9 protein-coding genes are annotated in these 8,809 nt (G+C 59.1%); all 9 read left to right on the top strand.

Going from position 1 to position 8,809, the window contains the following annotated elements; genetic code table 11:
- Positions 1 to 418 (top strand): calcium-binding protein (locus G4223_RS02970; RefSeq protein ID WP_205762352.1); only part of this gene is annotated, 418 nt, incomplete at its 5' end.
- Positions 419 to 610: 192 nt separating this feature from the next.
- Positions 611 to 883, top strand: coding sequence for a hypothetical protein (locus G4223_RS02965; RefSeq protein WP_205762351.1), 273 nt, complete (start codon positions 611 to 613; stop codon positions 881 to 883).
- 310 nt (positions 884 to 1,193) lie between these two features.
- Positions 1,194 to 2,708 carry a tyrosine-type recombinase/integrase gene (locus G4223_RS02960; RefSeq protein ID WP_338086801.1) on the top strand — a complete coding sequence of 505 codons (1,515 nt, stop codon included), beginning with the start codon at positions 1,194 to 1,196 and terminating at the stop codon, positions 2,706 to 2,708.
- Positions 2,684 to 3,019, top strand: coding sequence for a hypothetical protein (locus G4223_RS02955; RefSeq protein ID WP_163674784.1), 336 nt, complete (start codon positions 2,684 to 2,686; stop codon positions 3,017 to 3,019). Before G4223_RS02960 ends, G4223_RS02955 begins: the two co-directional genes overlap by 25 nt.
- The gene (locus G4223_RS02950) at positions 3,016 to 3,291 is read left to right on the top strand and encodes a hypothetical protein (RefSeq protein ID WP_205762350.1); all 276 of its coding nucleotides are present in this window, start codon (positions 3,016 to 3,018) and stop codon (positions 3,289 to 3,291) included. Before G4223_RS02955 ends, G4223_RS02950 begins: the two co-directional genes overlap by 4 nt.
- Positions 3,292 to 3,671: 380 nt before the next feature.
- Positions 3,672 to 5,075: a site-specific integrase gene (locus tag G4223_RS02945; protein WP_163674781.1), complete on the top strand. Its 1,404-nt coding sequence runs from the start codon at positions 3,672 to 3,674 to the stop codon at positions 5,073 to 5,075.
- Positions 5,062 to 7,452 (top strand): hypothetical protein, encoded by a 2,391-nt coding sequence (locus tag G4223_RS02940; RefSeq protein WP_163674778.1) that lies wholly within the window; start codon positions 5,062 to 5,064, stop codon positions 7,450 to 7,452. Before G4223_RS02945 ends, G4223_RS02940 begins: the two co-directional genes overlap by 14 nt.
- Positions 7,449 to 8,144 (top strand): hypothetical protein, encoded by a 696-nt coding sequence (locus G4223_RS02935; RefSeq protein ID WP_163674775.1) that lies wholly within the window; start codon positions 7,449 to 7,451, stop codon positions 8,142 to 8,144. The genes G4223_RS02940 and G4223_RS02935 overlap by 4 nt, the downstream gene beginning before the upstream one ends.
- A 5-nt stretch (positions 8,145 to 8,149) precedes the next feature.
- Positions 8,150 to 8,755, top strand: a complete 606-nt coding sequence (locus G4223_RS02930; RefSeq protein ID WP_205762349.1) for a hydrolase — start codon at positions 8,150 to 8,152, stop codon at positions 8,753 to 8,755.
- Positions 8,756 to 8,809: the final 54 nt, after the last annotated feature.

Here is an 8,809-nt window from a genome sequence, read left to right as displayed (position 1 = left end):
GGCAGGGCACGCATCGGAAACCCTGCTCGGGACCTCTGCCGCTGACGTTTATGTCTGCGGAGGGGGCTCCAATGCCGACCTAATCGATAATCGTGGACATGCCAGTGACGGTGACAAGGTGCTCTACACCAGCGGCATCACCCAAGACCAATTATGGTTTCGGCAGGTCGGTAGCGATCTCGAAGTCTCGATTATCGGGACCAGCGACACGGTAACCATCCAGGCATGGTACAACAGCGCATCGAACCATGTGTCTAGATTTGAATTGGCCGACGGAAGCTTTTTGGTCGATAGCCACGTTCAGAACTTGGTTTCAGCAATGGCCGCGATGTCTCCACCCTCCTCTGGACAGACCTGCCTCACTAGTGACCAGTATCAGCAACTATCGCCCATCATCGCAGCCAATTGGCAGCATTAGATCATCGCGCGTCAAATATGGTGCACGATGGTCTAGGTGGGGCGCGTGGTAGGCTTCTTCCTTGATGCTGAACGCGTCGCTCAATGTCGATGGCGGCGACGTCATTGGACCTGGGTTAAGGGAAACTGTTGCCGAGGGGCGGGATATCACCCTGCTCGAAACCCTCTTATCCGCCCTTAAAAGGTGACCGCCATGCGTCAACTGGACCTTCTCAAGAAACCTAGCGGCCGGATCGCCATGCTAATGGCATCCGGCTTCACGCTCGATCTTGAAACCCCTTGTGCTGACGGCATGCCGATCAGCGATGTGGCTCGGTCGCTGGCCTATCAGCCCCGATGGGCGGGTGCTACCCGCGAATTTTATTCAGTCGCTGAGCACAGCGTCATGGTGTCCCGGTTGGTCCCGCCAGCTTTTGCCCTTGATGGCCTGTGCCATGACCTCGATGAGTTATCCACCCCACGCTGAGGCATACTAACAACTGCCTTACGGGCTTGTTCTCGTGGTGGTTGTCATGCATTATCCATCCATCGCACATTGATACTGTCGCAGCGCTCCCAGGTGAACCTCGGAGCCGCGCAAGGCCGGAAGGCGACAGCGCGCGGAGAACGTAGGGGTGGGTCCGCGCCGAAGGCGTGGATGCCCCGCAGTTTGAGCACGGTGGCGCTGAATGGCCTGAAGTGGGCCGGGGTGAACCTTGGTGAGCGCTGGGGGTGAACGGCCCCAGCGGGGCCGAGAGGGGCGAAGCCCCTGGGGGCTTAAGCAATTTTCTTGGAGCATGGCCAAGTGCTGGATGCGGTGGCGCATTACTCGGCGGTTGGTTCTCCGGCATCCCCAGGAGCCGGATGATGCGTGGCGACCGCTCTCACGTCATTGCCGTCGTCAAAACTTGCGAGGGGGCGTTGCCCCTGCTGTTCATCGATGGTCCGGCCGGGGGCGGCATCATGCGCGAACAGGTGGCCCTGGTGCGCCACATCGCGGGCCAAGGATACAGTCCATCGCAACAGATGACCGCTCCCGGCGAAATGGCGAATGGGAGTTCAACGAGCGGGTCGCTCTGTTCGACCTGCATTCCTTGCGGGTCTCAGGGATCACGGCTCTTATCGAGGCAGGGCTGCCGCCCCACTTCGTCCAGGAAATCATCGGTCATGCGGCGATAGTGATGACGCTGTACTACCATAAGATTCACCCTGGGAAGATCAACCGAGCATTAAACGAGGCATTTGAGAGCCGCGAACTGTCCCTGGAGCGTATTCCAGAGGTCTTGGCGGACCTGGATGGTTACGATGCATTTCTCCTGAACAGTCGCGCGGTGGAAGATACTCTCGGTCGTGAAATGCTTTGTTCTGCCATCGGCAGCGGGACTTATCAGGTTTTCAGTCATGGCATTTGCCCGGCGGGAGACTGCCGGACTGGTGGAGAATATTCGCACCTTAAGAAGGAACACGATGCCGTCCCCAGGGCAGGCGCCTGCTCGCTGTGCCGCTATCGTTTGACCGGCCCCATGTTCTTGGTTGGCCTGGTGGTCAACGCCAACAAAATCATGGCCGAGCTACACGGAAAGGGACAGGAAATCGCCCGCCTTAATGACGAAATTCGACATCGTCGTCGGGAAGGGAAGGCGATAACGTCGTTTCAGGCCCGTCGGGAATTGCTGCATCGAGAATTAGAAGATCTTTGGATGGAATGGGCATCGGAACATCAGTATGTCCAGGACAGCGCCAGATTGCTGCGCAATTACCTGCACTATCGCGACGGAGATGCACGTTTACCTGTCCTGGCGGCCGAGGGCGCCCTTAGGCAATTGGCTGTAAAGGCTGAGCGGCGGCACCCGTTTCACCTCAACCAGCTTCTCGCAGAGGCATCCGCGTATGTCCCTTCAGAACGGCATGGTCAGGCCATCGGTGAACGGGATGCCTTCCTGAACGAATTGCTGGCCAATAACGATATCGATCCCTTTCTGCTGCGCTTGCCCTGTGATGCGCGCCTAACAAACAGCGAATGGGGACACTGTATCGGCTCAAGCAGGCCTGCGATGCCTTGGCGGCGACCGGCAAGGAGTTCGCACTCCGCGACATCGAGACCTATTGCAAGACGACCTTTGGCAAAGGCCCTAATGCTCAGTCCCTGTCTAACGATAAGGCCTTGCGGGCTTATGTGGAAGCACGTCGGGCCGAGGCGGATGGCCGACGACGCGGCAGACCCCGCTCGCCGCTTGATCAGGATGTCGAATCCATTGCAGCCCCCGATCTGCGCAGCCGAATGCGAGTGCTGGTCGAGGATTATCGGCTGACCAGAAAGCGATTCCGGATACTTACCGAGAGCTTCGCCAAACTCACCCCATCCCTGGACCTGGATCGTATGCTGCGGGGAGGCGAGGTTTTCGCTGCGACGGACATCGCCAGTTCCACGATCGATCGCAGGCAATTGGAGGCGCTGGATCGGGTGATCTCGACGCTGCGTGACGTCGAAAAGATCAACCGTGCAGGCCTCATGATCGATGACGGGGATGTGGTCGGGCGTGGCTTGCGCGAAACCATTGCCGAGGATCGGGATATCGCGTTGCTCGAACAGCTTTTTGCCACCCTGCGGAGTTTGCAATGACGGCACAGCTTGACCTACTGAACAAGCCCAGCGGTCGTACCGCCATGCTGATGGCGTCGGGCTTCGCATTCGACCTGGAAAATCCGTCGGCGGATGGCATGCCCATATCCGACATCGCGCGCGCGCTGGCTTATCAACCGCGTTGGGCGGGCGCCACGCGCGAGTTCTATTCCGTTGCCGAGCATTGCGTGATGGTCTCCCGACTGGTCCCACCAGCCTTTGCTCTTGACGGACTTGGCCATGACGCGGACGAGTTATCCACCCTATCGTGATGCATACTAACGCCCACCTTACGGGCTTGTTCTCGTGCTGGTTGTCATGCATTATCCATCCATTGCACATTGATACTGTCGCAGCGCTCCCAGGTGAACCTCGGAGCCGCGCAAGGCCGGAAGGCGACAACGCGCGGAGAACGTAGGGGTGGGTCCGCGCCGAAGGCGTGGATGCCCCGCAGTTCGAGCACGGTGGCGCTGAATGGCCTGAAGTGGGCCGGGGTGAACCTTGGTGAGCGCTGGGGGTGAACGGCCCCAGCGGGGCCGAGAGGGGCGAAGCCCCTGGGGGCTCAAGCAATTTTCCGGGAGCATGGCCAAGTGCGGGAAGCGGCGGTGCATTACTCTGCGGTTGGTTTTCCGGCGCCCCCAGGAGCCGGATAATGCGCGGCGACCGCTCCCACGTCATTGCCATCGTGAAAACCCGTGACGGGACGCTGCCCTTGTTGTTCGTCGATGGCCCGGCAAGGGGCGGCATCATGCGCGAGCAGGTGGCCCTGGTGCGCCACATCGCGGGCCAAGGCTACAGTCCGTCGCAACAGATGAAGCTGACCGAGAGCATCGGCAGGTTCTGCGACTGGATGCAGCTTGCCGAACCTGGGACTGTGCCGACGCCCGAGACGCTTCCGGTCATTCTGCGGCGTTTCCTGGTGGCCCGTTACGAAGGTACGGTCCAACGCGACGGTTTTGATCCGACCGGCCTGTTCTGGAAGCCGGCAAAGGCGCAGACGGTCGAGATGGACCGCCGTCATCTGAACAAGCTGTCTGATTTCGTGGCTAGGGAGTTCGGCTATTTCCCCCTCAACCCCGACACCCGCATTGAGGGGTATCACCAAGGCAGGGAGGCTGTTCGGGAGGTGGAGATGGTGCTGTCGAGCCGTCGGCAGCAACTGGATTTCCTTGGCCACGTTGCCCACAAGCGGGCACCGAGGCCGCTGCGCGCCATTGGTCCTGTTAGCCATCGTCGACCGCAACGTGAGGACGATGGCCATGCCTTTCCGTTGGAACGGTTGGGCGATCTCATCGCCAATGAGCCGAGTGTGGTCAAGCGAATGATCTTCATCGAACTGGCTTTTGGCGGTCCCAGGATTTCCGAGGCGCTGAACCACTTCGTCACCGATGTCTTGCCCGGCACGCACCGGCCCAAGCTGTTCCCCGATGACCAGCCTTCTGACCTGCCGCTTGTGGTCCTGGCGGACCCGGTGGCCAGCGTGTTCACCGATACCCTGCAATTCTCGACGGAAGACCGTCGCCAATACCTGCGGCGCCGATTCGATATGCTGCCGCGCCCGGATCGTCCCCGGCGGGGGGATCCGTTGCATGCCGGATGGAAAGGCATGCTCTACGACAACACCAATTTGCTGGTGTCCCAGGTTTACTGGTCGCATCCCGAATGGGCCCGCACCTATTGGCGTCTGTACAGCGAACTGCTGGAGATCCGACGCTCAGTGCCCAAGGGTGTTAGGGAGTCACACCCTTACCTCTATATCAACGACAGCCTGCGTCGTCCTGAATTCGGCCAACCGATTAAGATACATGCCATCGAGAAGGCTTTCGTGCGGGCCTGTGAGCGTATTGGCCTTGAACCCTACCGGGGGAAGGTTTCGCTGCATGGCCTGCGCCATGCCTATAAGCGTCAATTGCGCATGCTGGGGCTGAAGTCCTCCACCAGACAGCGCTGCATGCACCACGTCAGCCCGGATTCCCAGGATATCTACGACAAGGCAGCCGCGGCCGACATCAATGCAGCTCTACAAGCTGTGAGGGGGGCGAATGGGCAACCGTGATGTAAGCTTCCATATGAGGGACGCGGCGGTTGTTACCGTTGGCGAAGGCACAGGGCGGGAGGTGTTGGTCAACCCCTCTTTCAATGCGGCGCTGTTGTTGGAGGGGTGGCCATCCAACGAACGCATGCTGGCGCTGATAGAAGGCTTTGAGCGCACCTTGTATCCAGCTTTACGGTCATTGCTGAAGGCTCGGCGTGGCGACATCACGATCGATAAAGACAGCAACGTAATATTGGATGTGCCATATTTCTTTAGTGGATATTGGAAGAACCCTGCCGAGGGGGATGCCGGTGACGGGAAGCGCCGCTATCATTTTTCGATCGCGAATATTCCGGCATTGCGGGTCGCTGCGGGCCAGAGTGGCGGTGGGCCACGTAGTCCGGACTACCTGACTTTCCCCAACGAAAAGTTCTTGGAGCTGGAATGGGATGAGCAACAATCCCTGATCGACAAGGTGCTGGGCGATTCGTGGGCTACGATGCGGGCCGCCATCAAACCTTCGGCTCACGATCATGGTGTGGTTCTGCCGGATCTGCGCGCAATGCTCGCCAAATGTAGAAATACGTGCTCCTTTCTCAAGCTGATTGTCGAGCAGGCTCGGCCGAAGAACATTACTGGCGCTATTGGACGAGCAAACTCTCTTTTTCTGCTGTGGAGCTTCCTCGTCTACCTTCGCCGGGAAAAGGTGCTCCTGGTGCCGTTGCGGAGCTATTACCTCGATCTCGTTGGAAACGCCCAGGCCCGGTTTTTCACGGAGACGCTCTTATCCGAGGAGCATCAATCCGTTTTGGATCGCCTTTGGGCGATCACCCGGAATTACCAGGAACAGAATCGGATGCGGATCGCCCGCATTACCCAAACAGTGCTGCTCGGGGCGGACATCGATACCCTTGGAGACATTCATCCCCATACGTTCAATATCGTTTGTGAAAGTATTCTCAATCAACTGTCCGCTTCGCCATCCTATCGAGACAAGGCGGCGGACCTGACGCGCTCCGCCTATGATTTCCTGGTGCGCTTCTGGAACGAAACCGATCCTGAGACGCCAATCGCGATCACCGTCCGGCCCGGATTTCGGGTGGGGTTGCCGCGTCGGCGGACTGGCCTGCCGCCAACCTCTACCCCTAGCCGAGTCGTGCGGGGAGAGGATCCATTTTGGTACTCGGAGATTCCCGACGACGAGAAAATTGTGGGGCACCCGATCCCTGGGTACGTGCCGACCGACATCACCAGATATTGGGCTCAGGTTCTGCGTGAGGCATTCCCACACCTGAAGATCAAGGAGACTGCTCGCTTTCGTATTGCGGGTTTACATTGGCTGACTTTCATCGCGAGCTTGGATGATCCGCCGTCTCGCCTCGAGAATGTGGTTCGCAGCCGCCATATCAATGACCTTGTTTCCCACCAGCCTGGCACGTTCCGGCATCGTTTGAGCGAGATGTCGCTTGCGCCTCGGGTTAAGAATGACGTGCTTTCGTCGCTTTCCCAGATGTTCGGGATTTACCTGCGAATCCACGGCATCGAACTAAGAAATCCCATCGAATTTGATCTCGATCGCTTTCTGGTGCCGCAGCCCCGTGGGAAGACGCCGCGCACTCCCCTTAGCCCAGAGATGCTGTTGTATCTGAAGGAGTTCAGGGCTGGCGCCTGTGCTCTCTGCCGCTATCGCGTTACTGGGCCGATGTTTCTGGCTGGACTGGTGGTGAACGCCAACAAGATCATGGCGGAACTGCACGCCAAGGGTCAGGAAATCGCGCGCCTCAACGACTCAATTCGGGCTCGGCGTCGGGAAGAAAAGTCCGTTATGGCCTTCCAATCACGACTCGAAATTTTGCACCGCGAATTGGAAGACCTTTGGACAGAGTGGGCGGCTGAACACCAGTATGTCGAGGACAGCGCCCGGCTCCTGGAGGACTACTTGAAGCAGCAGGTCCAGGATGGTCGAAACTTGCCGGTTCTGGCTGCCGACGGCGCGATCGCCCAACTGAGCGTTCGGTCCGAGCATCGTCATCCTTTCCACCTCAGCCAACTGCTGGCCGAGGCTTCCGCCTATGTTCCGTCCGAGCGTCATGTCGCCGCGATCGGCATGCGGGATGCGTTTCTCAACGAACTGCTGGCCAATAACCGCATCGACCCATTCCTGCTCCGGCTCGATGCTGATACTCGCCTGCACGTCGGCAACATGCTTGGGCACCTGCTCGCCGAGATGGTGCCTGATGTTGACCTACAGGCTCTCCATGACGGCACCCTGCCGGTATCCAAATTCATTGGGTTACAGGACGCGATCCGAGAACTGGCAACGGCGGAACCTGGCGGAGCCAAGCCGATCAGCGCATTCCGGCAGCCGTCCTCCGTGCTTTTGGAGCCAAGTGAATGACGCAGGTAGTCCGGAACCCAGAGGGACTTACCGCTGCAGCCCTATATGATGGGCTTATAGCAGCAGCCAATGGCAACGCGCAGCGCCTAGGCACTCTCCACCGCCTCAAACAGGCATGCGACGCCTTGGTGGCGGGTGGCAAGGACTTTGCGCTGAAAGACATTGAGGTTTACTGCAAGGCCACTTTCGGAAAAGGCCCGAATGCCCAGTCAATTTCCAACGATAAGGCTCTGCGTGCATATGTTGATGCCCGTCGAGGTGATGCTGACCTCGCTCGCCGGGGCAAGGCACGCTCGCCATTGGATCAGGATATCGAGGCGATTCCCGATCTGGACCTACGGAGCCGCATGCGATTGTTGGCCGAGGACTACCGGCTCCAGCAAAAACGCTTTCGCATCCTCACGGAAGGTCTTGCCAAGCTCACTCCACCGCTGGACTTAGGCGTCTTGCTCAGCGGCGGTCATCCCGCCGCCGGGGCGCAAACGCCGGAGGCACTGAACGCACGCGTTACTGACGATCAAGTGGCCGCCCTGGGGCGCGTGGTAGGCTTCTTCCTCGATGCCGAACGCGTCCGTCGGGCCGGGCTCGATGTCGATGGGGGCGACGTCATTGGGCGTGGGTTAAGGGAAACTGTTGCCGAGGGGCGGGATATCACCCTGCTCGAAACGCTCCTATCTGCCTTGAAAAGGTGACCGCCATGCGTCAACTGGACCTTCTCAAGAAACCGAGCGGCCGGACCGCCATGCTGATGGCATCCGGCTTCACGCTCGATCTTGAAAACCCTTGTGCTGACGGCATGCCGATCAGTGACGTGGCTCGGTCGCTGGCCTATCAGCCGCGGTGGGCAGGCGCGACGCGCGAATTTTATTCGGTAGCCGAGCACAGCGTGATGGTGTCCCGATTAGTCCCGCCAGTGTTTGCCCTTGACGGCCTGTGCCATGACCTTGACGAGGCGATCAGCGGTGATATTGCCTCATGTGTTAAAGTGCTGATCGGGCGTGATCATTTGAAAAAGCGACTGGGTCCGGTTAAGGCTGCACTCGCCCGACGCTTCGGCTTCTGTCTGGACGGCGTTGAAGTGAAGCGCGCCGATCTGGTGTGCATGGCGACGGAATTACGTGACCTGCTGCCGCCGACTTGGATGGATTTTGGTCATTTTCCGGCGCCACATCCGGACAGAATTGAGCCGATTGGACCGGAGCGAGCCTATCGCCTTTTCCTCGACCGATACGAGGAAGTGAAACACCTTGCGCGTTCGGCCGAAACGACACGCCCTTCAAGAAAGGGGAGAGTGGTGCGCTGATCCTGCGGCGCTTTATGCTGCCTGTCCCCTGATTATTTCAGTAAGGAAGGGTTT

Origin of the sequence: Magnetospirillum aberrantis SpK (assembly GCF_011022235.1) — a bacterium.
Taxonomy (GTDB): Bacteria; Pseudomonadota; Alphaproteobacteria; order Rhodospirillales; family Magnetospirillaceae; genus Magnetospirillum; species Magnetospirillum aberrantis.
The sequence above is the reverse complement of the archived record's forward strand: the minus strand, read 5'-3'. Positions and strand labels throughout refer to the sequence as shown.

Coding starts and splice junctions, on each gene's coding strand:
- G4223_RS02965 (WP_205762351.1), top strand. CDS start 611: ATGCGTCAACTGGACCTTCTCAAGAAACCTAGCGGCCGGATCGCCATG.
- G4223_RS02960 (WP_338086801.1), top strand. CDS start 1,194: ATGGCCAAGTGCTGGATGCGGTGGCGCATTACTCGGCGGTTGGTTCTC.
- G4223_RS02950 (WP_205762350.1), top strand. CDS start 3,016: ATGACGGCACAGCTTGACCTACTGAACAAGCCCAGCGGTCGTACCGCC.
- G4223_RS02945 (WP_163674781.1), top strand. CDS start 3,672: ATGCGCGGCGACCGCTCCCACGTCATTGCCATCGTGAAAACCCGTGAC.
- G4223_RS02940 (WP_163674778.1), top strand. CDS start 5,062: ATGGGCAACCGTGATGTAAGCTTCCATATGAGGGACGCGGCGGTTGTT.
- G4223_RS02935 (WP_163674775.1), top strand. CDS start 7,449: ATGACGCAGGTAGTCCGGAACCCAGAGGGACTTACCGCTGCAGCCCTA.
- G4223_RS02930 (WP_205762349.1), top strand. CDS start 8,150: ATGCGTCAACTGGACCTTCTCAAGAAACCGAGCGGCCGGACCGCCATG.